The sequence below is a fragment of the Escherichia sp. WS3063 genome, assembly GCF_046486595.1.
GTDB lineage: Bacteria > Pseudomonadota > Gammaproteobacteria > Enterobacterales > Enterobacteriaceae > Escherichia > Escherichia coli.
Genome location: NZ_JBJQKY010000030.1, coordinates 14,382 through 36,849 on the forward strand (window position 1 = coordinate 14,382; position 22,468 = coordinate 36,849).

The window sequence follows — 22,468 nt, forward strand, 5'->3', positions numbered from 1 at the left end:
ATATTCCTTAAAGTGCACAGGAGACGCAGCCTTCAATTTCAGTGCCTTCCAGCGCCATCTGACGCAGGCGGATGTAGTAGAGCGTTTTGATACCTTTGCGCCAGGCGTAAATCTGCGCTTTGTTGATATCGCGAGTGGTGGCGGTATCGGGGAAAAACAGCGTCAGCGACAGCCCCTGATCGACATGGCGAGTCGCTTCCGCGTAGGTGTCGATGATCTTTTCTGCGCCGATTTCGTAAGCGTCCTGATACAGCGCCAGATTTTCGTTAGTCATAAACGGGGCAGGGTAGTAAACGCGTCCTGTTTTGCCCTCTTTGCGTATCTCGACTTTCGCCACAATCGGATGAATACTCGACGTGGCATGGTTGATATAAGAGATAGAACCAGTTGGCGGCACCGCCTGGAGATTCTGGTTGTATATGCCATAGCGCATCACGTCGTCGCGCAGCTGCGCCCACATCTCACGGGTAGGTAACGTAATACCACTACGGGCAAACAGTTCGCCAACTTTCGCTGTTTTCGGCTGCCAGTTACCTTGCAGATATTGGCTGAAATATTCACCACTGGCATAGCGTGACTGTTTGAACCCGGCGAAGGTTTCACCGCGTTCGCGCGCCAGCAACATCGAGGTACGCAGTGCGTGCCAGGTGATGGTATAGAAATAGAGATTGGTGAAATCCAGTGCTTCCGGCGACCCATAAGCGATGCCTTCTCGCGCCAGATAACCGTGTAAATTCATCTGCCCCAGACCGATGGCGTGTGAGGCGGCATTTCCGGCTTCGATGGACGGCACGCTGCGGATATGACTCATATCTGACACCGCCGTTAAACCGCGTACGGCAGTCTCTACCGTGCGGGCAAAGTCGGGGGAATCCATGGTGTGGGCAATATTCAACGACCCTAGATTGCAGGAAATATCATGGCCTGTACGGGCATAGTCGAGATTCTCGTCATACTCTGAGGCGCTGTTAACCTGCAAAATTTCTGAGCAGAGATTGCTCATATTTATGCGCCCGGCGATAGGGTTAGCACGGTTAACCGTGTCTTCATACATGATGTACGGATAGCCAGACTCAAACTGGATCTCTGCCAGTCGCTGGAAGAAATCACGGGCGTTGAGGTATTTTTTGCGAATGCGTTCATCGGCAACCAGTTCGTCATAGTGTTCACTGATGGCGACATCGGCAAATGGCTTGCCATAAACTCGCTCTACGTCATAAGGCGAAAACAGCGCCATCTGCGCATTCTCTTTTGCCAGATGGAAAGTGATATCTGGGATCACCACGCCCAGCGACAGTGTTTTAATGCGGATTTTTTCGTCGGCATTTTCCCGTTTTGTATCGAGAAAACGCAGAATATCGGGATGATGAGCATGTAAATAGACTGCCCCAGCCCCCTGACGCGCGCCGAGTTGGTTGGCATAGGAAAATGCGTCTTCCAGCATTTTCATCACCGGAATCACGCCAGAAGATTGATTTTCAATACGTTTAATTGGCGCGCCCGCTTCCCGCAGATTCGACAGCAAAAATGCTACGCCGCCGCCGCGTTTCGACAGTTGTAGTGCGGAATTTACTGCCCGGCCAATCGACTCCATATTGTCTTCAATACGCAGCAGAAAACAGGAAACCAGTTCGCCGCGCTGCTGCTTACCGCAGTTGAGGAATGTTGGCGTGGCTGGCTGAAAGCGTCCTGACAGCATCTCATCAGTGAGCTGCGTCGCCAGTGTTTCATCGCCTTGTGCCAGCGTCAGCGCCACCATCGTGACGCGATCGGCAAAATCTTCCAGATAACGCTTACCGTCGAATGTCTTCAACGTATAGCTGGTGTAAAACTTCCATGCTCCGAGGAATGTCTGGAAACGAAAACCGCTGGCGTGCGCGTGGGCAAACAGCGTAATGACAAAATCGCGAGAGTAGCGATTAAGGACGCTTTCATCATAGTAACCTTCGTTAACCAGCCAGTTCAGGCGCTGCTGCTGGCTACTGAAGGCCACACTGTTCGGACGCACATGCGTTGTCATAAAGGCGTCTACTGCCTGGCGATCTTTATCGAACTGAATGCGACCTGCGCTATCGTAAAGGTTAAGCATCGCATTCAGAGCGTGATAATCCATCGTTTCCTGCGTCAGGCGTTCTGCGGTTGTCGTTGCCAAAATTCGGTTACTCCTTTACGAACGTTTTCGATATCGCTTTGCGTACCCATGAGTTCAAAGCGGTACAGCCACGGCACGCCGCATTTCCGGGCAATCACATCTCCGGCGCGGCCATATGCCTCACCAAAGTTGCGATTACCCGAAGCAATAACGCCGCGCAGCAACGCCCGGTTATGCTCGTCGTTTAAAAAGCGAATGACCTGTCGTGGCACCGCGCCAGCCGTACCGCCACCGCCGTAAGAGGGCACGATCAGGATGTAAGGCTCGTCTACCTGAATCCGTTCCCGCTCATTGAGCGGGATGCGCACCGCGGGCAGCCCTAAACGTTCGATAAAACGCTGCGTATTTTCGGAGCTGCTGGAAAAGTAGACGAGCTGGCTCATGCACTGGCCGCGTGTGGCGCTGGATGCAGACGATTGATCATGTCCGGGCGGAAACCAGACCAGCTAAGATCGCCTGCAATCACAACCGGCAACTGACGAAAGCCCTGAGCACGCAGCGTTTCTGCCGCTTCAGGAACGCGATCGACATTAATCATTTCAAAATCAAAGCCCCGGTTTTCCATCGCCCGTTTGGTGGCGTGGCACTGAACGCAATCGTTACGAGTGTAAATAGTAATGCGCATGATTCGTATTTCCGTTTAAAATGAAGATACGGCGCGATGATACGCGTCGGGTTGTCTCTCTGTTGATACAGAGATACTAGATGTAGTTGAAAAAAGATTCAACCATACAAGATATGGGAATTTTAGATTGATTACGCCACCGATGAATGGCTCAACGGGGTAGGGGATTTTGTGTTTTTTTGCCGGGCGAATACCCGGCATCAAGAAGTTACATCCGCATGGAAACGGCCAGACGGTTAAAACAATTCATCAGCCCGATGGCAAACGTTAAGTCGCTGATCTCTGCTGCGCTGAAATGCTCAAGCAAAGGCTGATAAACCTCGTCTTCCGCATGGGTTCTGGCAATTTCGGTTACCGATTCCGCCCATGCCAGCGCCGCCCGCTCGCGTTCATCAAAATGATGGCTTACGAGCCAACCTGCCAGGGCGTCCAGTTTGTGCTGTGGCACGCCGGATTTGCGCAATGCTTTGCTGTGCATCTCCAGACAAAATGCGCAGCCGTTGATTTGCGAGACGCGCAAATAAACTAACTCCATCAACGTGGTATCCAGCGTGCTATTTTCCAGTGCCGTTTTGGCCTGCACTAGTGCGTTATACACTGCCGGGCTAAGTTCGTAGTAAGGCTGACGTAATGTAGTCATACAGTTTCTCCTCTTATTAACGCCCGCAATGTAGCACTATAATGGACTGCTAAAGAGAGCCATAAATTACCTAAAAAAGCAGACCATATGCCGCGCTATCAGGATATCGCCCGTCAGTTAAAAACGGCTATTGAGCAAGGGGAACTGAAACCCGGCGCAAGGCTGCCTTCAAGTCGTACCTGGTCGCAGGAGCTGGGGGTGTCTCGATCCACTGTCGAAAATGCGTATGCTGAGCTGGTGGCGCAAGGATGGCTGATCAGGCGGGGACAGGCTGGCACATTTGTCAGTGAGCGGATATATCCGCAACAATCTACTGTACAAGTTGTAGCTTTTGCCGGTGAAAGTCAGCAACCGTTGCCATTTCAAATGGGATTACCCGCACTCGATCTCTTTCCGCGAGAGCTGTGGGCGCGGGTGATGGGGCGTCGCCTTCGTACCCAGACGCGCTTTGATTTGGCGTTAGGCGATGTTTGCGGTGAGGTGGCGTTGCGCGAGGCAATAGTTGATTACTTACGCGTTTCACGTGGGATTGATTGTCAGCCAGAGCAGGTCTTTATCACTCACGGTTATGCGGCCTCAATAGCTTTAATTCTGCACGCGCTGGCGAAACCGGGAAACGGGATGTGGATAGAAGATCCCGGCTTTCCACTGATTCGCCCGATTGTCACTCGCCATGATGTGGAAATTTTGCCTGTGCCGGTTGATGACAATGGACTGGATATCACAAGCGGAATACAAAATTATCCTGATGCGCGTTTTGCCCTGATAACACCAGCACACCAAAGTCCGCTGGGTGTGGCGCTCTCTTTAGCGCGCAGGCATCAGATACTGGAATGGGCAGATCGTAGTCAGGCATGGATTATTGAAGATGATTATGACAGTGAGTTTCGCTATCACGGTAAGCCGTTACCGGCGTTGAAAAGTCTCGACGCACCGCAGCGGGTAATTTATGCCGGAACATTCAGCAAAGCGCTATTTCCTGCATTGCGCTGTGCGTGGCTGGTGGTGCCGGTGAAGCAAATTGCACAATTCCGCCACCAGGCGTCACTGGCTCCATGTGCGGTACCTGTTCTATGGCAGAACACACTGGCAGACTTTCTTCGCGAGGGGCATTTCTGGCGGCATCTGAAGAAAATGCGTCAGCATTATGCTCAACGTCGGCAATGGATTGAGCAAGCGTTGACGCAGCAAGGATTTCAGGTTGTGCCGCAGAAAGGTGGTATCCAGATGGTGATCAGAATGATAGGCGATGATATTGCCCATGCGCGTAAAGCCAATGCTGCAGGCCTTGCGGTGCAGGCACTTAGCGACTGGCGTATCCGTTCAAGTGGGGAAGGTGGATTACTGCTTTCGTTTACTAATATCGTTAACGAAGGTATGGCGCGACAGGTAGCACAACAATTACGTAAAGCCTTAAGCTAAAAAACCCCGAAGCCAGGCTTCGGGGTCAAAGACGCGTATTTATTATCATTTTTGCACTACGATTTGCGCATGCTTAACAGTGCGCCGATAAAAATACCCACCGCTGCCGCTGTACCCACACTACACCAGGGTCTTTCACGAACAAAAGAATCCGCGCAGCCAACGGCATCGCGCGCGGCTTGCTGGACGCGAGTACGACCATGCATCCGCGCCCTGGTTTCTTTCAGTAGAGCCTGCGCTTTACTACGAGCGGCTTCGGCTTCCCCTTTGGCGTCGCTGCCCCAGGACTTCAATACAGATTCGAGACTGTCAGCTAATTGATTGACATCATTCTGGATATCCTGCACGCCATCATCAACGTCGTTGCGGTTCGGTCGGTTAAACATATGATCCCCCATTAGAATTCGATGTAATTTTCAGTGTAGACCATAATTTTCTTAACTGAGGTTCATCGCGGCTTTATGGACTTTTCTGAAAGCGTTGTGAATGCGCAATCAGGTAAGGTAGGCCCGCGGTTGATAATAACGAGGATCAAATATGTATTTACGACCAGACGAGGTGGCGCGCGTACTTGAAAAAGTCGGTTTTACTGTCGATGTGGTAACCCAGAAAGCGTATGGTTACCGCCGTGGGGAAAATTATGTCTATGTTAATCGCGAAGCGCGAATGGGACGTACCGCCCTGGTGATTCATCCAACATTAAAAGAACGTAGTTCAACACTGGCTGAACCCGCTTCCGATATTAAAACTTGCGATCATTACCAGCAATTTCCGCTCTATTTAGCGGGTGAACGTCATGAGCATTACGGTATCCCACATGGCTTTAGTTCGCGTGTTGCGCTTGAACGTTATTTGAATGGTTTATTTGGCGAAGCCAGTTAAAGACGCGACTGGCGATGCCAGTCGCGAAAAGAAGGGTCAGGCTTTTACCTGCTGGTAACGGCTGACTTTAAACAGTCGGCGGCAATAATCGAGGAAGTAGCCATAAACCGCCCCCATCAACATCGAAACAACGATGTTTGAACTGACTGCCGCCATAATCTGATGCCAGTCTGCGCCCACCACTAACAAGATCGCCACATACACCGGTGACTGGAACGTCACATAAGCCATGATATCCGCCAGATTTTTTATCCAGCCCGACGGGCTAACTTTGCGTGCTGCGCGCATAAACAGATCGCGGTACATACCGTATGGCCATGCAATTAAGATGTTCACCGGAATCGCTACCAATCTGGAATAAAAAGACTGTTCGAAGCTCATTCCGGAGAGGAAAACTTCAATACACATGTTCACGACAGAACAGTAAACAACCATCGCGAACGTATCTGCAACTGCATGACGCAAGCGTGACTGCGGTGAGAACATGCTAATGCTCCTTAATAAAAGCGTAATGGGATGTTAATGGAGGTGAAAGCAGTGGATCTCATTGCCATCTGCATTTTCGCATAGCGTATATCGCTGGCTATGACTAATCAATTAGTGAAAAATTTTTATTTAATCTGTTTTTGTAGATAAAATATTCCGTAACGGCGCGTTTTTTGTACATTGTGGATTTTTACATGCCGATATGATTTATTTTTAATTAAATCAATTGGATATGTGTTTACCTTTATTTTCACTCATGAAGGTTTGGGGGGAGGTAACGCTATAAGCGTAGAGAATTCGGTGTATGTCGTGACCGGGTCATTTTCAGCATTTTTTATGCCAGATAACGTACATTGACAGCAGAAAGCACCAGTGAGTGATGTTTTCTTTTATTCTGTTGAGTTGCATTTTTATTCACTTTGGTTTTGTCAGGCTTGCGGAATTAGCGAGCAGAGAGCGCCGCTCTGTTCACCAATAACCGAAATTACTCATCAAAATGGCTAATATATAATCTTGAAATTATTCTGAGAGTTTCAGAAAATAACAGCTGAAATAATCTCGTGCAGGACTGTAAATAGATTAAATTTTGTGGAAATATAATAAGTGATCGCTTACACTACGCGACGAAATACTTTTTTGTTTTGGCGTTAAAAGGTTTTCTTTATTATGTCCGTAATGTTACAAAGTTTAAATAACATTCGCACTCTCCGTGCGATGGCTCGCGAATTCTCCATTGACGTTCTTGAAGAAATGCTCGAAAAATTCAGGGTTGTCACTAAAGAAAGACGTGAAGAAGAAGAACAGCAGCAGCGTGAGCTGGCAGAGCGCCAGGAAAAAATTAGCACCTGGCTGGAGCTGATGAAAGCTGACGGAATTAACCCGGAAGAGTTATTGGGTAATAACTCTGCGGCTGCCCCACGCGCTGGTAAAAAACGCCAGCCGCGTCCGGCGAAATATAAATTCACCGATGTTAACGGTGAAACTAAAACCTGGACCGGTCAGGGCCGTACACCGAAGCCAATCGCTCAGGCGCTGGCAGAAGGTAAATCTCTCGACGATTTCCTGATCTAATTACTGAGGCCGGATGCCGCCGCTATGGCGCGTCCGGCGTCTCTTCTCAAGCTCGTTGGTTCCACGGCATCTTATCTAACAACCTTGCCATCCCACAAAAACCGCTAATTCCTGCAAACAGTAACCCGGCACCAACAAAGCCGCTTAATAAGAAGAAACCGCTATTTACGGTATAACCCAGTATAACGCCGATTAATATTAAACCACCCGCAGCGATCTGCACCTGGCGCATTAACGGCAAGGGTTGATATTTATTTACCGCTACTGGTAATCCTGCTTTTTTCCAGCCATCAATCCCATCTTCGAGTAAAAAGATTTCTGCGGGGGCGGCAATCGCTGCTAATTTATCGGCGTTATTACTGGTGCGTTTACCTGCCTGGCAGTGGAATATAATTTGCTCGCGACGTAATTTAGCCGGAAGACCTGACTGTTCCAGCACGGATAATGGAGCCAGATCTGCTTCAGGAATATGTTCACGAAGATATTCATCAGCGTCACGAATATCGATTAACTTTGCGCCGCGTGCGATTAATTCTTGTGCATCATGCGGCGAAATGGTTGTCAAAGCCATAGTGACTCCTTACGGACAATAGACATTTTTCAGGGTGGCGATAATGGCATTTACCGCCTCATTTTTAATGGAATATAGAATGCGTTGGGCATCCCGTTGGCTGTCGATAAGCCCTTCGTCCCGCATACGAGCGAGATGCTGTGATGTCGCAGAGGCACTCAGTCCGGTAATGCGAGTCAGCTCTCCCGCGCTGGTGCCGGGGGAACCGCTAAGCATGCACAGAATCAGCAACCGTTTAGGGTGGCTCATTACTTTCAATAAGGCCGCTGCCTGTTCGGCACTGGCCTGTAATTGCGCGAGTTCAGTCATAGTTATTTAAGTGTTTTCTAAATTAAGCAAACTCTAAACTAAAAATGCAACATATACCAGCCTCAGCAGCGTAAATGAGAGTAAAAGCGTAGGCTGAAACTGGCAGGCTCCGCTAAAATTACTACGCTTAAGAGATAAAATCTCTTTTTAAACAATGAGTAATTTTCTTATAGGGAGTACATATGGGTTTCTGGAGAATCGTCATCACCATCATTCTGCCGCCGCTCGGCGTGCTGCTCGGTAAAGGGTTCGGTTGGGCGTTCATTATTAATATTCTGCTGACACTGCTTGGGTATATCCCCGGTTTGATTCACGCGTTTTGGGTGCAAACCCGCGATTAAACCTGTGTTCACCCCCGCGGCGTTAACGCGCCGCGTTCCTCTGCTACACTTTCTGAGTGTTTCCGTTAACGAATGAGGTAGCTATGGGTCTGTTCAATTTTGTGAAAGATGCCGGAGAAAAACTCTGGGACGCGGTTACAGGTCAGCACGATAAAGACGATCAGGCGAAGAAGGTGCAGGAGCATCTGAACAAAACCGGTATACCTGATGCCGATAAAGTGAATATTCAAATTGCCGACGGCAAAGCGACGGTCACGGGTGACGGCCTGAGTCAGGAGGCGAAGGAGAAAATCCTTGTTGCGGTGGGGAATATTTCCGGTATTGCCAGTGTCGATGATCAGGTGAAAACGACGACACCAGCCACTGCCAGCCAGTTTTATACCGTTAAGTCTGGCGACACTCTGAGTGCCATTTCCAAACAGGTCTACGGTAACGCCAATCTGTACAATAAAATCTTCGAAGCGAATAAACCGATGCTAAAAAGCCCGGATAAAATTTACCCGGGGCAAGTGTTGCGTATTCCTGAAGAGTAGTTAATTGCCAGCCATCGCCTGCTGGATAATGGGAATTGGCGTCAGTAAATGCTGGCGCATTAACTCACTGGCGCGCGCGGTATCTCGCGCCAGTACCGCCGCAGTCAGGGTCTGGTGCTGATCGTGTTTATCCTCCAGCATTTCCACCGAAAGCACTGTTCGCCGCAGCCAGATAAATCGATAGCGCGCCGCCAGATCAAACAACCGTTCACGCATTTGCAGCAAATAGTGAGAACCACAGCCCGCCACAATTGCAGTATGAAACGCCTGATGACGAAGATCCCACTCATCAAGCATTTTCTCACTGGCGTCACAGGCCTCCAGCTTACTGAGCAGATGCGCTTTTGCGAGAACGTCTGCCTCCCATTCATCGCCACCGCGGGCAATCGCCAGACTGACCAGCATCGCTTCCATATTGGCGCGGGCGTCGAAAATATCGAGCAGCTCCTGCTCTGACATAGACGCCACCCGATACCCTTTTTGATTCACCACCGTGACCAGTCGTTCTGCTACCAGTTGCGAAAGCGCTTCCCGCAACGGCCCAACGCCAAGTGCATAACGCGATGTCAGCAAACTCATCCGTAATTTTTCATCCGGTTGAAAGTTTCCGCGAATAATATCGTTCTTCAGCCAGCGATAGCCATCCAGAGACGTAATGGTCATGGTGTGACTCCTGATCATTATTAGCGCGTATTATGAACGGGTGTTTTTTGCCACAATACCAGCTTTTTCCAGCGAGCCATAATTGGCACGGTACAGATAATCCCTATAGCTAATAAGCCGGTGGAGATCACTTCTAACTGTTGCGCCGGTCGGAATAGCATCACTACTAACACAAAGGTAATAAAGCCGATGACCAGCCAGGTGAGCCACGGATAAAGCCACATGCGCAAGCGAATTTCGCTTCCTTCTGCTCGCAGAATTTTGCGCATCCGCAATTGTGAAACGGCGATGACTAAATAAACCAGCAGGGCGATAGCACCGGAGCTGTCGATCAGAAATTTAAACACTTTCGCAGGCGCGTAATAATTCACCACCACCGTTAAAAATGCCGCGCCGGTGGAGAGTAATACCGCCACATACGGGGTTTTACTGCGGTTGATTTTACCCATTACCGCGGGAGCATCACCGCGACGGCTTAAGGAGTAGAGCATTCTGGAAGCGGTATACAGCGCCGAGTTCAGGCAACTGGTTACGGAAAGTAATATCACGCAGTCCATGATTAATTTCGCATGGGGAATATTGAGCAACTCCAGAACCGAGCGATAAGATCCAACGGCTTTCAGCCCCGGCATATTCCACGGTATTAATGCCACGACGACAAAAATAGAGCACAAATAGAAGATAGAAATACGCCAGATAACCGAGTTGGTGGCGCGGACAATATGTTTTTCCGGCGTGTCAGATTCCGCGGCGGCAATAGTGACAATTTCTGCGCCCATAAACGAGAACATGGTGATCAACATCGCGCTTAATACCGCACCGAAGCCGTTGGGCATAAAGCCGCCGCTATCCCACAATCTTGAGATCCCGCTCACTTCGGCATAAGGGTAAAAACCGCTAATTGCGACTGCACCAAGGAAAATAAAGGCCAGGATAGCGATGACTTTGCACAGCGCCAGCCAGAACTCAAATTCGCCGTAGTTTTTAACGCTTAATAAATTACTGCCAGTCAAGGCGAGGGTAATGACCAGGGAAAATAACCAGATGGGAATGCCTGGAACCCACGAGTGCAGGATCATGGCGGCGATGTTGGCTTCCAGTGGGATAACCAGTACCCAAAACCACCAGTACAACCAGCCGATGGTATAGCCCGCCCAACGGCCAATGGCTTTATCGGCATAGGTGGAAAACGAACCGGTATCGGGCGTGGCAACCGCCATTTCCGCCAACATCCGCATAATCATAACCACCAGTAATCCGGCGAACAGATAGGCCAGTAATACCGCCGGGCCCGCTTCGGCGATGGCGACGCTGGAACCGACAAACAGACTTGCGCCGATAACACCGGCAATAGACAACATGGTGACGTGGCGTGACTTCAGCCCGCCGCCTAACTCATGTGGTTGCGATGATTGCCCCATCCTGAATCCTCTCGAAAGTGTGTCACTTGGGAGAGCGCCCCGACATTTCCCGCGTCGGGTCACGCGTTTAATTGTTATTGGTTCTTTTTGCCGGAGAGCGGCTCCGCCTTATCCGGCCGACATAGATTTATTCCTGTTCACGTACAGATTGTCGGATGCGGCGTAAACGCCTTATCCGACCTGGATTCTCGTAGGCCGGACAAGCCGCAAAGCGTCGCCTCCGGCATGGTGCGGTGCTACAGCTTCGCCTCAGCAAAACACTGGCTGATGATCTCCAGACCCTGACGGATCTGAGCGTCTTCAATGGTGAGCGGTACAAGGATGCGCAGCACGTTGTAATACGGGCCGCAGGAGAGAAGAATCAGACCCTTATCGCGAGCACGCGCCACGATCTCGGCGGTGAGTTTTGCGTCTGGTTTGCTGTGATCGCCATCTTCAAACAGCTCGATGGCAATCATCGCTCCCAGCCCGCGTACGTCGCCGATCTCAGTATGTTTTTCGGCTATCGCCAGCAATCCGTCTTTCAGTTTCTGCCCCAGATCGTTGGCTTTTTGCAGCAGATTTTCCTGCTCAAACACTTTTAACACTTCCAGCGCCGCTACGCAGGCAATCGGGTTACCGGCATAGGTGCCACCCAGTCCGCCCGGTGCGACGGCGTCCATCACTTCCGCGCGCCCGGTGACGCCCGCCAGCGGGAAACCGCCTGCGATCGATTTCGCAAAGGTGGTGAGATCTGGTGCCACGCCCATTTGCTCCATCGCAAACAGCGTGCCGGTACGCCCTGCGCCGCTCTGCACTTCATCGGCAATCAGCATGATCCCGTGCTCGTCACACAGCGCGCGTAAACGCTGCATAAAGGCTGGCGTCGCGGCGTAGAAACCGCCTTCGCCCTGAACGGGCTCAATTACGATGGCGGCGATATCTTCCGGCGCGGCATCATTTTTGAAGATCCGGTGGATGCTGGCGATAGCGTCATCCTCGCTTATGCCGTGCAGCGGGCAAGGATAAAGCGCGCGATAAACATGACCCGGCATCAGCCCCATGCCCGCAGAGTACGGATTCACCTTGCCGGTCAGCGCCAGCGTGTAATGCGTGCGCCCGTGATACGCACCGCTAAAGGCGATGGTCCCGCTGCGTTTGGTGGCGGCGCGGGCGATTTTCACCGCGTTCTCCACCGCTTCAGAACCGGTCGTTACCAGCAGCGTTTTTTTGGCGAAATCTCCCGGCACCTTCTGATTCATAATCTCGCACAGCTCCAGATACGGTTCGTAAGCCAGCACCTGGAAGCAGGTGTGCGACAGCTTTTTCAACTGCGCTTCCACCGCCGCAACCACTTTCGGATGCAGGTGCCCGGTATTGAGCACCGCAATGCCGCCCGCGAAATCAAGATACTCACGGCCTTCAACGTCCCACACCCGGCAGTTTTCCGCGCGGTCAGCGAAAATGGGGTGAATTTGCCCAACGCCACGAGGAACTGCCTGACTACGGCGCTGCATTAACTCTTTATTGCTGCTCATTCGCGTTCTCCAGTTAAAGACCGATGCACATATATTTGATTTCTAAGTAATCTTCGATGCCATACTTCGAACCTTCACGACCCAGACCCGAGGCTTTAATGCCGCCGAACGGGGCCACTTCATTGGAAATAATGCCAGTATTAATGCCGACGATGCCGTACTCCAGCGCCTCGCCCACGCGGAAGACGCGGCTTAAATCACGGGCGTAGAAATAGGCGGCAAGGCCAAACTCGGTGTCATTGGCCTGCGCAATCACATCGGCTTCATCTTTAAAGCGGAATAGCGGGGCAAGGGGGCCGAACGTCTCTTCTTTCGACACTTTGGCGTTGGCCGGAACGTCCACCAGAATGGTCGGCTGGAAGAAGTTGCCGCCGCGTTCATCCGCTTTACCGCCGCAAACCACACGCGCACCTTTCTCCAGCGCATCGGCAATATGCTCTTCCACTTTTGCTACCGCTTTTTCATCAATCAGCGGCCCGATGGTGACGCCATTCTCCAGCCCGTCGCCGATGTGCAGTTTGCTCACCGCCTGCTGTAATTTTTCGGCAAAGCGGTCATACACGCCGTCCTGCACGTATAAACGGTTGGCGCAGACGCAGGTTTGCCCGGCGTTGCGGAATTTCGAGGCCAGTGCGCCTTCCACGGCTTTGTCGAGGTCGGCATCGTCAAAGACGATAAACGGCGCGTTGCCGCCCAGCTCCAGCGACACTTTCTTGATGTCTTTCGCGCACTGTTCCATTAACTGGCGGCCAATTTCGGTCGAGCCGGTAAACGACAGCTTGCGCACCAGCGGATTGCTGGTCAGTTCGTTACCGACCGCGCCCGCCGAACCGGTGACCACGTTAAATACGCCAGCCGGAACGCCTGCGCGAATCGCCAGTTCCGCCAGCGCCAGCGCAGAGAACGGCGTCTGACTGGCAGGTTTCAGCACCATCGTGCAGCCTGCCGCCAGCGCCGGACCGGCTTTACGGGTAATCATCGCCGCTGGGAAGTTCCACGGCGTGATGGCGGCGGTAACGCCAATCGGCTGTTTGATAACAATCAGGCGTTTGTCGGCCTGATGACCGGGAATGGTATCGCCATAAATACGTTTGCCTTCTTCGGCAAACCACTCAATAAAAGAGGCTGCGTAGCTGATTTCGCCTTTCGCTTCCGCCAGCGGTTTTCCCTGTTCGAGGGTCATCAGGCGCGCTAAATCGTCCTGATGCTCCATCATCAAATTGAACCAGTTGCGCAGAATGTTGGCGCGTTCTTTGGCGGTGAGCGCACGCCAGGCGGGCAGAGCGCGGTTGGCGGCGTCGATAGCGGCGCGGGTTTCATCAGCGCCCATTTTGGGTACGCTACCCAGCTTGTCGCCGTTCGCCGGATTGGTGACGTCGATGACCTCGCCATTGTTGGCGTCCAGCCATTCCCCGTTAATCAACGCCTGCTGGCGGAATAAGTTACTGTCGTTAAGTTTCATTGTTACGTCCTGTTTTCAAAGGTTATTGATTAAATGCGGCGTGTAAGGCATCCACACTACGTACCGCTCGCAGCGTGCGTCCGGGGTTACTCTGGCTTGCCAACAGCGTTTGTACCTTGCTGACAATATGCGCACCAATAGGAATTGCTGATGTCGCTGCCGGGGAGGGCGCATTGCAGGTGTGGATCGTGCGCGGGGTGGTGACAAACAGAAAATCGTCAATCAGCTTGCCGTCCGGCGATACCGCCTGCGCCCGCACACCTGCGGGCCAGGGCTGGAGATCGCTTAAAGAAAGCCGGGGACAATACTTTTGCACCAGCCGCAGATAGCCGCTTTTGCACAGCGAGTTTTTCATCTCGCCCAATCCTGAGCGTAGATGGTTTTGCAGCACCCGGCGAATCCCCGACGAGCCTAAAATCTCCAGCGTGTCACTAAACGAGAAATCGCGCTTGCGATAGCCTTCGCGTTTAAAAGCCAGCACCGCGTTTGGCCCGACGGTCACGCTGCCATCGATCATGCGGGTGAGATGCACGCCCAAAAATGGCATCGCGGGGTCGGGAATGGGGTAAATCAGGTGGTTAACAATCTGGTTATGCTCCGGGGCAAGGCGGAAATACTCGCCACGGAACGGGCAGATAATAAAGCCCGGTTCGAGGCCGAGCATTTTCACCAGCCGGTCAGCCATCAGCCCGGAACAGCTAATCAGCGTCGATGCTTCATATTCACCGCCCTGACGGGTACGTATCACCACGCCGTTTTTATGCTCACTGAGGGCGCTGACTTCGGCGTTATAAATAATCTCGCCGCCTCTGGCCTGGAAGATTTTTGCCATCGCCGCCGTCACTTCGCGATAGCTGACAATGCCGCTGGACGGCACAAAAATGCCGCCAAGCCCGGTGATATTCGGTTCGCGCTCGCGCAGTTCCTCGGCGTTTAACCACTCGCGCTCGATACCGTTCGCCGCCGTGCGTTCCCACAACGCGCGCATCCGTTCCATTTCGAGTTCAGAGGTGGCGACCAGCATCTTGCCGCAGTTGTCATAGCGAATGCCGTTTTGATCGCAAAAGGCTTTGGTGGCGCGGTTTCCCGCCAGGCAAAACTGTGCCTTCAGGCTACCGGGCGTGTAATAGACCCCGGCATGGATCACGCCGCTGTTGTGGCCCGTCTGATGAAAGGCCGGGCCGGACTCTTTTTCCAGCAACGCAATGCGGGCATCCGGATAAACATCAATCAGTTGCATGGCGGTCGACATGCCGATGATGCCGCCGCCAATAATCACAAAATCATACATCCGCTCAATTCCTTTGCGCTTACTGATGCGTCTGGTAGTGGTTAGTGGCGTAAGCGAAATAGCCACGCTGACGCATCAGTTCACGGCGCAGATCCGGGTGCGGAGTAAAGCGGTCGCGACCGTGCAGCCAGAATAGATTGTTAATCAACAGGAATTTGCCAACGGGAACGGGCACAGAAAGAATGCCTTTGCTGGTTTCAATGGCATCGGAAAGCTCGCTCAGCCACACGCCTTCTTCGAAGTCTTTTGGCTGGACGAACTGGTCGATATAACGCATCACCGGGCGACCCTGTTGATCAACGTCGAACACCGGATGGAAAACATCTTTGCTGACGTTTTTGCTCGGCGGCGCGGCAAAGCGCATCGGGCGACGCGCCAGCGGGTGGCGGAAATAGTGGTCCAGATGTTCCCAGTCATCGAGATGCAGCAGCAACGAATTTCCACCCTGCATGTTCTGCTCGTCGATTTTCATCATCAGCACATAGTCAGTGATCTCTTCGACGTAGGTGCCGTCGTTATGCAGCTCCATTACGCGGTGCGGCTGACGCAGATAGCTGTCTGAGTTATCGACATTTTTCACTACAAAACGCGCGTAATACTGACCGCTCATCGCATCGAAATTGGAACGGCCAATCAGATGCGCTACCGCCGTTGCCAGCTTCACCATCTCATCCGCTTGCTTCACATCATCGACACCCACCGCATTGATCAACAGCGCACCTTCAGCACGGTTTAGCAGGGTCTTCAACAGCAATGGTTGCAGCTGGTTCGCACACAGATCGTCAAGAATTTTGCCTATCCGAAAACGCAGAAAAGATTTGTACTCCAGCGCCTGCACGGGCCATTCGGCAACCTGTTCGAGAAACTGTTTGGTCGTCTGTTCGGTGAAGGTGAGTTCCAGCAGACGCGGGGATTGCGCCGACGGGATGAGAGTGAATCCGCTATAGTCCTGGCCTGAATCGACAGCGTTATTTTGTACGGCGGTCAGTGCATTCATCAGAAGCGATCCTCTTATGAGATGTAGGGTGACATGGCGATGCTCATTTCGTAGCCATAATCTAAAAATATCTACATTTCTGAAAAATGCGCACAAATGCGCCATATTGTTTTCTTATTGTGATCAAAAGCAACAAATTGGTAACATTTAACGTAGGGTATTAAGGCAAAGTGAGACAGGAAATGAATAACTAAAGCAACAGGTTAGGGGTGGATTACCATCAGAGAACAGATTTTCTGGTCGATAAAAAACGGTAAATGGCTTCACTGCAAAATGACCGTTAGTAAACTAAACACATTATCTGCCCCGTTTTAGCGGGGCAGATATAACATTAAATTACAAATAGAGATAGTTCGGCGGTTCTCCAGTTTTCCCTAAAAGAAGAGCGCTACGCCCAGGAATATTGATATTTAGAGTTCCGCCTCTAAGCATAAATGCTTTACCAGGGGGGATAATTTTTCGGGTATTATTAATAATAATGTTAACGCTATTACTCCCCATGTTTTTATATACTCCAGGTTGCAATTTGTTAGGCCAGGTACCTTCAACTTCTTCGTTTCCTTTATTTATTATAACTAGTCCATCATGAGGAGAGTGATTAATGTTCACAGAATCCCCACGACTAAAGGCCAGAACGTTTTTAGTTGCAAATACACCCTCAAATGCGCTCCATATTCCTGCTTTATCTATATATAATGCGTGGAATTCATTGTAGAGCTGCTGATAGGTAGAGCAACCTTTATTAAGCCACGCCTCACCGCCGACACGCGTCGACCCATCATAATTTTTAATTTCAGTCGTTGATTTTAATACTTGGCCATCCCAGTAAACTAAAGGCCTGCTGAACGGGAGAGCGGCCATATATGCCATTGCTAATTGTTCATCTTGTTGATGGTTAAATAGAAAGTCATTGAAAAGATTGCCATTGTTAGGAAAATCGTGGTTAATGTTAATCAATATCCGTCTTTTTGACGGGATGCTTGAGATTGTTGAACCCGGTTTTGATGCAAGGGTTTGGAGATCGCCACCAAATGAAAAGGCTTTTATCGTCTTCATGAGCAATGAAAAATCAATGGCGCTTAAATCATCTCTTTCATAAAGCAGCGATGACATTTGTTCTTCATCCAACTGACAAGTTACCAGGTATTCCATGTAATTCATAACGGCTTTTTCATGATATATTGGGTTAAATAAGTTAGTATTGTGTAATCGCTCATTATAAATTGTAAGCGGTGGGGTTATTGATCTTTCTATTTGTTCATGTTTTGAGTGTTTTGCTGCATCGTAACGTAAACCTCGTACGCCATATTTTCGCATTTCACGAACGTATTGATTTTGCAACATAATAACCTGGTCACTTTTGGGGGTTGTTTTAGGCATTCCATTTAAACGCTTTTCTTTTAATGCATGGAGGTTTTCCCATTCATCCTTAGAGATGTTATCTTTACTTGTTTCAAAGTCTTTTGCAGTGAGATGTATATCTTCTGGATGGATTTGGTCACGTTCTTTTGTTACTGGATCTATAGTAAATGGAATCAAAACCTGACCTTGCCAATAGCCAGGGATACCACTTTCTATATCTTTACTAATCTTCGCTCGTATATCGGCAGAGGGATAATCCAGATCATTTTTACCACTACCCCCGATTCCCATAAAGTTAAATGTATAATCAGGAATGATATCGATACCAAATTTTTTAGCATCTTTAACCAATGCGATAAAATCCTGCAAATCTCCCATTGGATTATGGATGGTACAAAGATCTTCGGGTTGATAAGCGTGAAACCAGTAACCTTTTTCTTCTTCGGGAGTTTCTGGTCCGTCGGCGCGGAAAGTGGTTACGGGAGGGATTTGTATATACCCATAATGACAACGTGCAAACTCAGATATATTTTTCCTGATTTGCTGATAGGTGGCATTAAAAGCATGAAGAATCGCTTCGCCAGGTTTTTTGGGGGTGATGATTTCACATTGTGATTTCTGAACAGCAGTAAGAGATTTACGCTCAAGTGTTTGCCGTAGATGTTCTGGATTGATTAGTATTTTAAATGTTTCTTGCTGTCCGGAAGGTGACGTCACGTTAATATTATATACATCGGCTGCTAGCTCATAGTCAGGAATGTTAATAGCATATGCAACATACTTATCTTTTGGGGATGGTTTGTCAGATATAATGTGAGTGAAATGTTCAGCTGGACCATACTGATGAACGCCGCTGTTATCACCTCTTTCAACCATTGTATCTCGTTGATAAACCCATGTTTTCCCTTCTCCTATCCTGTCTGGCGCTGTAATGCTACGCTGTGCAGCTTTATTCAGCTCTCGGTAAGTTGTATCTGGAGAAAGGGAAATTTTATAATCGTTTTTTAACAGATCATTAATGACTTTTTCTGCGTGAAAAGTTGATATAATTTCTCTGTCTTTTAAATCCTGAGGATAAACTCCACAAGCATTAATAATATTTGTTATACAGTTTAGATATTCTAATGTATTTAATTTGGAATTTAGATCCCCGTCAGTAATGTTCCATGATAACAATGTGGGGTTGTCGATAGGTAAATTTCCTGGTCCTGGTTTTATAGAAAACATAATAAAGTTCCTCTAATGGTAGAGTAATAAGGTGTATACGGAAACATAAAAATGTTTAATTGTTGTGAAAGTAATTGCAAACAGATGTCCTACTTTTATCCAATATTCATATGGAAAAGGATAATGCTTAAATCTGTTTTTTTAATTATCGATGTGGTCTGGAGAGGCAACTGTCAAAAATCGCTCATACGAAACTAATGATTAGCAGAATAAGTTCTATAAAAGAATATATTGCTATATGAAGTTTATTTTTATGGAGTGAAAAGTAACAGATATCATCATGATGCGAAAACTCTTCAGCTAATGTAATAAAGTTATATTATTAGATACAAAATCATTACAAACTATCATTGAATCGATGATAACTATAGATAGTGCTTATTATTAACATGCTTGTTGACTGCGAGTATCGACTTTGCGAATGGAAGCGGTGTCGGGATTTATGTCGCGTGTAATTACGACCCAGGATGGATGAGAACGCATAAAATCTCTTATTTACATCATATAATCATCATGTTTATTGCTTGGTTTATAAGTATTGTTATTGCATACTCAAGGCCCTTTAGCTCAGTGGTTAGAGCAGGCGACTCATAATCGCCTGGTCGCTGGTTCAAGTCCAGCAGGGGCCACCAAATCATCATTCATGTATCAGGAAGAGTTAAGGTTACAAGGGGGACTCGATGGCGGTCAATATTTCACGACTAACGCCATTTTAAAGAAGCAGTGCGGTAGGTGGTTTCGAATGAGGGCTGGTGTTTTGGTACGTGGCACGCCACTGCAATGTATTTATCCATCAGTACTCATTCAAAAGTACCTGGAAAAAATGCCCGCTATGCCAAGCGGGCAAATTGCTTACATGTGGAATTAAGTAATTAACGATAAAGCCAGAGTATTATCATTTATCATGCCTTTTCATTTAATCAGGTTAATTACTCAAATCACTGAACTATTCTCTGTTCGCTCACTGATGATAAGTGAAGTGTCACAACCACGATTTGTATGTGGACCAATGCCGTAGAGTAAGGATGAAATGTCTCTGCCACGCCTTAAACATCTACTACTGACCAGACCACCCGTCGCAGGCAGATGAGTCTTATGAGCGTTACAGGAGTCTGGCTTTGCTCATTAATTAACGCTATTTAGATATAAATTTCTAACACTCGAAAAACGAATTCCACTAATAAATCATAACGGTTGGTTTTTATCATACAGCGAAATAACTTTTTGTTTATTAAATTTAACATTCTTGTGCTAATTTAATTAAAAAGTCCATGCGTAGCAAGTGAAACAGTTAATGTCAGCAATTGTCTCAAATGAGCGGTTTTTTATAGTGACAAACAGTAATAACGTTAAACATAGCCATGTAGACATTAACTGAGGAATAGACAATGTTAGTTAGTAAAAGTAATGGTCATAACGTTAATACAGTTTTGGGTAGTGGAAGTTGTAATGAAAACAATTCTTCCAACCCCATGGAGCTACTAGCTTATAGTATTATAAATTTAATTTGTAAGGAAGCTGCCTCAGGGATGTATCGCGGTGCTCTTGAAACTTTACAAAAAATAATGTCTGAATGTATATATCAAGAAGGCAACGCCTTTGTCATTATGGGAGCTGGAGAACAATTAAAACGTATTAAATATGATGTTGATGAAAATAACTTAAAAGTATTCAACGTACACTTTGATAATAATGAAGAGTTAGTTACTGATGGTGAGCCTGACGTAGTATGTTTAAGCAAGTAGGAGTGGGAAGATCTTCTCATTAAATTAAAACCGGAGATTAAAGAAAATGTGTTTTCTGAAAATAACAAATTATCGAGAGAAAATAATATTGATCAGTATGTTCAATCCGCTAAAAGAAATGAACAGGCCCTTTTCGATAATATAATAAAAAGTGATTTTCATGTTGCTTCACTTCAGCCAGGTAGAACACGTAGTGTTATTTCAGAAACGCCGCCAAATGACTGTATGGAATCACATAATTTATATGACAACCAAATAGATAAGATTTCACCTGTAGCTAAAAACTCGCAGCAAGTTAAAGGTCACTATGGAGATAAATTTAAAGAAATGCACATGTTCATTAACCAGATGAGCAATGCACTTCAACAGGCTCCATCTTTGTCAGAGTCAAAGGAACACACCGTAGATATTCAAGAAAAAACGAATAAGTTTGTGCAGCATTTTCAGCGGGTATTATTTGATAAAAATGGAAGGTCATCAGAGTTTCTACTTAATTTTTATGAGTGTTGCTATAAGTTTTTACCAAGAGCGCAGCCTCAAGATAAAATCGATAGCTATAATTCAGCACTGCAAGCTTTTTCCATCTTTTGTTCATCTACGTTGACACATAATAATGTAGGGTTTAATTTCAAATTATTTCCAGAAGTCAAGCTGTCTGGAGGAGATCTTGAAACGGTATTCAAATACAAAAATGGCAATTTTGTCTGGGAGATAGCCAGAATTAAAATTACTCTCCCAAAAGAAGAGGGTGGTTTATACAATTTAGGTGGATTGGACTTTAAGGGGTGCTTCTTTTCTGGACAGAACTTCAGTAACTATGATATTAAATATGTGAACTGGGGGACGTCATTGTTTGATGTTGATACTCCGTGTATTTTTAATACGCCTGCTAACAATGAGAGTTATGAAAAATCATTAGAACGCGTCAGCGAAAACGGTTTAAGTGGAGTCTTGTCTGATCGTAATAAAAAAATAAAACTCATCACGGGCGTGGCACCATTCGATGATATTTTATTTATGGATGATGACTTTGATGATCCTTCCACTAAGGATGATCCCGTGGAGAATAGTCCCCTTGTATAAAGTTCTAAAAGCAGTTTTCAATGATAAATAAATGGCTATTTTTAAAAGAGATAATAACGTAGATTGAAATAATATATATTGTTGGCTGATTAAACGGAATTATCCTTTACACTACAACCCTTTTGCTGCCACTACCAAAGTAAAAGGGGCTGCGCTTTCACGTAACCCCTTGATTTATTTGATGAGTTGGCGGTGTCTGAACTGGTGCTGTAATTGGTTGAAATATTTCATCTAATGTCTGGTTCAACTTTCCTTAGCTGCTTGAAAGTTTTTTGATCTTACCCAGCAATACCAGCGTTACGGTGCACCACGCCTGACTGAATAACTGCGTGCTTAGAGTTACCACTGCAGCGCATAACCGTGGCAGCAGGCCCGGACAGAACAAACGGCTCAGGACATTATCGGTAGGGGACGCACTGCTAGTCTGTAAACTGAACCGACTGGGGCGCAGTATGTGGCATCTTGTCGTGCTGTTGGAGGAGCTGTGCAAACGTGGTATTAACTTTCGTGCTCTGGCCCAATCTATATTTGCCCAACAATGGGGGGACGGAAGCTGTAAAAGTAAAACAATCTGCGATCTCAGAGTTATTGTGTGATTTTTATGTGAGCAGAAGATATTCATCAGAAACGATTATGTAAATCATTTTATTTTGCCGACTGCCTGATTG

Annotated in this window: 20 protein-coding genes, 1 tRNA gene and 2 pseudogenes; 8 read left to right on the forward strand and 15 right to left on the reverse strand. The window is 48.0% G+C overall.

Going from position 1 to position 22,468, the window contains the following annotated elements; genetic code table 11:
• Nucleotides 1–7: 7 nt before the first annotated feature.
• From nrdE to ACJHYW_RS21455, 4 genes are all read right to left on the reverse strand, one after another.
• On the reverse strand, nt 8–2,152 hold the full coding sequence (gene nrdE, locus ACJHYW_RS21440) for a class 1b ribonucleoside-diphosphate reductase subunit alpha (protein WP_000246579.1): 2,145 nt from the start codon (nt 2,150–2,152) through the stop codon (nt 8–10).
• Entirely contained in the window at nt 2,125–2,535 is a 411-nt protein-coding gene (nrdI, locus tag ACJHYW_RS21445; protein WP_000080947.1) for a class Ib ribonucleoside-diphosphate reductase assembly flavoprotein NrdI, read from the reverse strand. The genes nrdE and nrdI overlap by 28 nt, the downstream gene beginning before the upstream one ends.
• Nucleotides 2,532–2,777, reverse strand: coding sequence for a glutaredoxin-like protein NrdH (gene nrdH / locus ACJHYW_RS21450; RefSeq protein WP_001223233.1), 246 nt, complete (start codon nt 2,775–2,777; stop codon nt 2,532–2,534). Before nrdH ends, nrdI begins: the two co-directional genes overlap by 4 nt.
• A gap of 208 nt (nt 2,778–2,985) precedes the next feature.
• Nucleotides 2,986–3,417 carry a carboxymuconolactone decarboxylase family protein gene (locus ACJHYW_RS21455; protein ID WP_000209794.1) on the reverse strand — a complete coding sequence of 144 codons (432 nt, stop codon included), beginning with the start codon at nt 3,415–3,417 and terminating at the stop codon, nt 2,986–2,988.
• A gap of 87 nt (nt 3,418–3,504) precedes the next feature.
• Between ACJHYW_RS21455 and ACJHYW_RS21460 the strand changes: the two genes are divergently transcribed.
• The gene (locus ACJHYW_RS21460) at nt 3,505–4,839 is read left to right on the forward strand and encodes a PLP-dependent aminotransferase family protein (RefSeq protein ID WP_001138436.1); all 1,335 of its coding nucleotides are present in this window, start codon (nt 3,505–3,507) and stop codon (nt 4,837–4,839) included.
• Between the two features lie 56 nt (nt 4,840–4,895).
• On the opposite strand, the gene ACJHYW_RS21465 is transcribed toward ACJHYW_RS21460, so the two are convergent.
• On the reverse strand, nt 4,896–5,225 hold the full coding sequence (locus tag ACJHYW_RS21465; protein WP_001295174.1) for a DUF883 domain-containing protein: 330 nt from the start codon (nt 5,223–5,225) through the stop codon (nt 4,896–4,898).
• Nucleotides 5,226–5,376: 151 nt separating this feature from the next.
• Between ACJHYW_RS21465 and ACJHYW_RS21470 the strand changes: the two genes are divergently transcribed.
• A complete protein-coding gene (locus ACJHYW_RS21470; protein WP_000281320.1) occupies nt 5,377–5,721 on the forward strand; it encodes a DUF2002 family protein in 345 nt (114 codons plus the stop codon).
• A gap of 36 nt (nt 5,722–5,757) precedes the next feature.
• Here ACJHYW_RS21470 and alaE read toward each other — a convergent pair whose 3' ends face one another.
• Entirely contained in the window at nt 5,758–6,207 is a 450-nt protein-coding gene (gene alaE / locus ACJHYW_RS21475) for an L-alanine exporter AlaE (RefSeq protein ID WP_000492658.1), read from the reverse strand.
• 666 nt (nt 6,208–6,873) lie between these two features.
• On the opposite strand from alaE, the gene stpA reads away from it, so the two are divergent.
• The gene (stpA, locus tag ACJHYW_RS21480; protein ID WP_000115379.1) at nt 6,874–7,278 is read left to right on the forward strand and encodes a DNA-binding protein StpA; all 405 of its coding nucleotides are present in this window, start codon (nt 6,874–6,876) and stop codon (nt 7,276–7,278) included.
• A 46-nt stretch (nt 7,279–7,324) separates the two neighbouring features.
• Here the strand turns inward: stpA and ygaP are convergent, their stop codons facing one another.
• Complete coding sequence (gene ygaP, locus ACJHYW_RS21485) at nt 7,325–7,849, reverse strand: thiosulfate sulfurtransferase YgaP (RefSeq protein ID WP_001229455.1); 525 nt, start codon at nt 7,847–7,849, stop codon at nt 7,325–7,327.
• 9 nt (nt 7,850–7,858) lie between these two features.
• Complete coding sequence (locus tag ACJHYW_RS21490) at nt 7,859–8,158, reverse strand: ArsR/SmtB family transcription factor (RefSeq protein ID WP_000137291.1); 300 nt, start codon at nt 8,156–8,158, stop codon at nt 7,859–7,861.
• Between the two features lie 182 nt (nt 8,159–8,340).
• Between ACJHYW_RS21490 and ACJHYW_RS21495 the strand changes: the two genes are divergently transcribed.
• Nucleotides 8,341–8,499 carry a YqaE/Pmp3 family membrane protein gene (locus ACJHYW_RS21495; RefSeq protein ID WP_000508177.1) on the forward strand — a complete coding sequence of 53 codons (159 nt, stop codon included), beginning with the start codon at nt 8,341–8,343 and terminating at the stop codon, nt 8,497–8,499.
• Nucleotides 8,500–8,582: 83 nt separating this feature from the next.
• Nucleotides 8,583–9,032: a potassium binding protein Kbp gene (gene kbp, locus ACJHYW_RS21500; RefSeq protein ID WP_000522416.1), complete on the forward strand. Its 450-nt coding sequence runs from the start codon at nt 8,583–8,585 to the stop codon at nt 9,030–9,032.
• Here the strand turns inward: kbp and csiR are convergent, their stop codons facing one another.
• The 7 genes from csiR to ACJHYW_RS21535 form a co-directional block, all read right to left on the reverse strand.
• Nucleotides 9,033–9,695 (reverse strand): DNA-binding transcriptional regulator CsiR, encoded by a 663-nt coding sequence (csiR, locus tag ACJHYW_RS21505; RefSeq protein ID WP_000156811.1) that lies wholly within the window; start codon nt 9,693–9,695, stop codon nt 9,033–9,035. It abuts the gene before it with no gap.
• A gap of 20 nt (nt 9,696–9,715) precedes the next feature.
• A complete protein-coding gene (gene gabP, locus ACJHYW_RS21510; RefSeq protein ID WP_001295173.1) occupies nt 9,716–11,116 on the reverse strand; it encodes a GABA permease in 1,401 nt (466 codons plus the stop codon).
• A 236-nt stretch (nt 11,117–11,352) separates the two neighbouring features.
• Nucleotides 11,353–12,633: a 4-aminobutyrate--2-oxoglutarate transaminase gene (gabT, locus tag ACJHYW_RS21515; protein WP_000097676.1), complete on the reverse strand. Its 1,281-nt coding sequence runs from the start codon at nt 12,631–12,633 to the stop codon at nt 11,353–11,355.
• Nucleotides 12,634–12,646: 13 nt separating this feature from the next.
• Nucleotides 12,647–14,095 (reverse strand): NADP-dependent succinate-semialdehyde dehydrogenase, encoded by a 1,449-nt coding sequence (gene gabD / locus ACJHYW_RS21520; RefSeq protein ID WP_000772863.1) that lies wholly within the window; start codon nt 14,093–14,095, stop codon nt 12,647–12,649.
• Between the two features lie 22 nt (nt 14,096–14,117).
• Nucleotides 14,118–15,386, reverse strand: coding sequence for an L-2-hydroxyglutarate oxidase (gene lhgO, locus ACJHYW_RS21525; RefSeq protein WP_000272001.1), 1,269 nt, complete (start codon nt 15,384–15,386; stop codon nt 14,118–14,120).
• 19 nt (nt 15,387–15,405) lie between these two features.
• Nucleotides 15,406–16,383 carry a glutarate dioxygenase GlaH gene (gene glaH / locus ACJHYW_RS21530; RefSeq protein ID WP_001361302.1) on the reverse strand — a complete coding sequence of 326 codons (978 nt, stop codon included), beginning with the start codon at nt 16,381–16,383 and terminating at the stop codon, nt 15,406–15,408.
• A gap of 336 nt (nt 16,384–16,719) precedes the next feature.
• Complete coding sequence (locus ACJHYW_RS21535; RefSeq protein ID WP_000491414.1) at nt 16,720–18,972, reverse strand: alpha-amylase family glycosyl hydrolase; 2,253 nt, start codon at nt 18,970–18,972, stop codon at nt 16,720–16,722.
• A gap of 556 nt (nt 18,973–19,528) precedes the next feature.
• On the opposite strand from ACJHYW_RS21535, the gene ACJHYW_RS21540 reads away from it, so the two are divergent.
• From ACJHYW_RS21540 to ACJHYW_RS21550, 3 genes and pseudogenes are all read left to right on the forward strand, one after another.
• Nucleotides 19,529–19,604, forward strand: a tRNA-Ile gene (locus tag ACJHYW_RS21540).
• Nucleotides 19,605–20,360: 756 nt separating this feature from the next.
• Nucleotides 20,361–21,800: pseudogene (locus ACJHYW_RS21545) on the forward strand (DUF5507 domain-containing protein).
• Nucleotides 21,801–22,159: 359 nt separating this feature from the next.
• Nucleotides 22,160–22,327: pseudogene (locus tag ACJHYW_RS21550) on the forward strand (recombinase family protein); the annotation flags it as partial.
• Nucleotides 22,328–22,468: the final 141 nt, after the last annotated feature.

Excerpts from the sequence above, each read along its gene's own strand:
- gabT (WP_000097676.1), bottom strand. The coding sequence starts at position 12,633 with ATGAGCAGCAATAAAGAGTTAATGCAGCGCCGTAGTCAGGCAGTTCCT.
- alaE (WP_000492658.1), bottom strand. The coding sequence starts at position 6,207 with ATGTTCTCACCGCAGTCACGCTTGCGTCATGCAGTTGCAGATACGTTC.
- ACJHYW_RS21465 (WP_001295174.1), bottom strand. The coding sequence starts at position 5,225 with ATGTTTAACCGACCGAACCGCAACGACGTTGATGATGGCGTGCAGGAT.
- gabP (WP_001295173.1), bottom strand. The coding sequence starts at position 11,116 with ATGGGGCAATCATCGCAACCACATGAGTTAGGCGGCGGGCTGAAGTCA.
- gabD (WP_000772863.1), bottom strand. The coding sequence starts at position 14,095 with ATGAAACTTAACGACAGTAACTTATTCCGCCAGCAGGCGTTGATTAAC.
- lhgO (WP_000272001.1), bottom strand. The coding sequence starts at position 15,386 with ATGTATGATTTTGTGATTATTGGCGGCGGCATCATCGGCATGTCGACC.
- ACJHYW_RS21460 (WP_001138436.1), top strand. The coding sequence starts at position 3,505 with ATGCCGCGCTATCAGGATATCGCCCGTCAGTTAAAAACGGCTATTGAG.
- nrdI (WP_000080947.1), bottom strand. The coding sequence starts at position 2,535 with ATGAGCCAGCTCGTCTACTTTTCCAGCAGCTCCGAAAATACGCAGCGT.
- glaH (WP_001361302.1), bottom strand. The coding sequence starts at position 16,383 with ATGAATGCACTGACCGCCGTACAAAATAACGCTGTCGATTCAGGCCAG.
- nrdH (WP_001223233.1), bottom strand. The coding sequence starts at position 2,777 with ATGCGCATTACTATTTACACTCGTAACGATTGCGTTCAGTGCCACGCC.
- stpA (WP_000115379.1), top strand. The coding sequence starts at position 6,874 with ATGTCCGTAATGTTACAAAGTTTAAATAACATTCGCACTCTCCGTGCG.
- kbp (WP_000522416.1), top strand. The coding sequence starts at position 8,583 with ATGGGTCTGTTCAATTTTGTGAAAGATGCCGGAGAAAAACTCTGGGAC.
- ACJHYW_RS21470 (WP_000281320.1), top strand. The coding sequence starts at position 5,377 with ATGTATTTACGACCAGACGAGGTGGCGCGCGTACTTGAAAAAGTCGGT.
- csiR (WP_000156811.1), bottom strand. The coding sequence starts at position 9,695 with ATGACCATTACGTCTCTGGATGGCTATCGCTGGCTGAAGAACGATATT.
- ACJHYW_RS21495 (WP_000508177.1), top strand. The coding sequence starts at position 8,341 with ATGGGTTTCTGGAGAATCGTCATCACCATCATTCTGCCGCCGCTCGGC.
- ACJHYW_RS21455 (WP_000209794.1), bottom strand. The coding sequence starts at position 3,417 with ATGACTACATTACGTCAGCCTTACTACGAACTTAGCCCGGCAGTGTAT.
- ygaP (WP_001229455.1), bottom strand. The coding sequence starts at position 7,849 with ATGGCTTTGACAACCATTTCGCCGCATGATGCACAAGAATTAATCGCA.
- ACJHYW_RS21535 (WP_000491414.1), bottom strand. The coding sequence starts at position 18,972 with ATGTTTTCTATAAAACCAGGACCAGGAAATTTACCTATCGACAACCCC.
- ACJHYW_RS21490 (WP_000137291.1), bottom strand. The coding sequence starts at position 8,158 with ATGACTGAACTCGCGCAATTACAGGCCAGTGCCGAACAGGCAGCGGCC.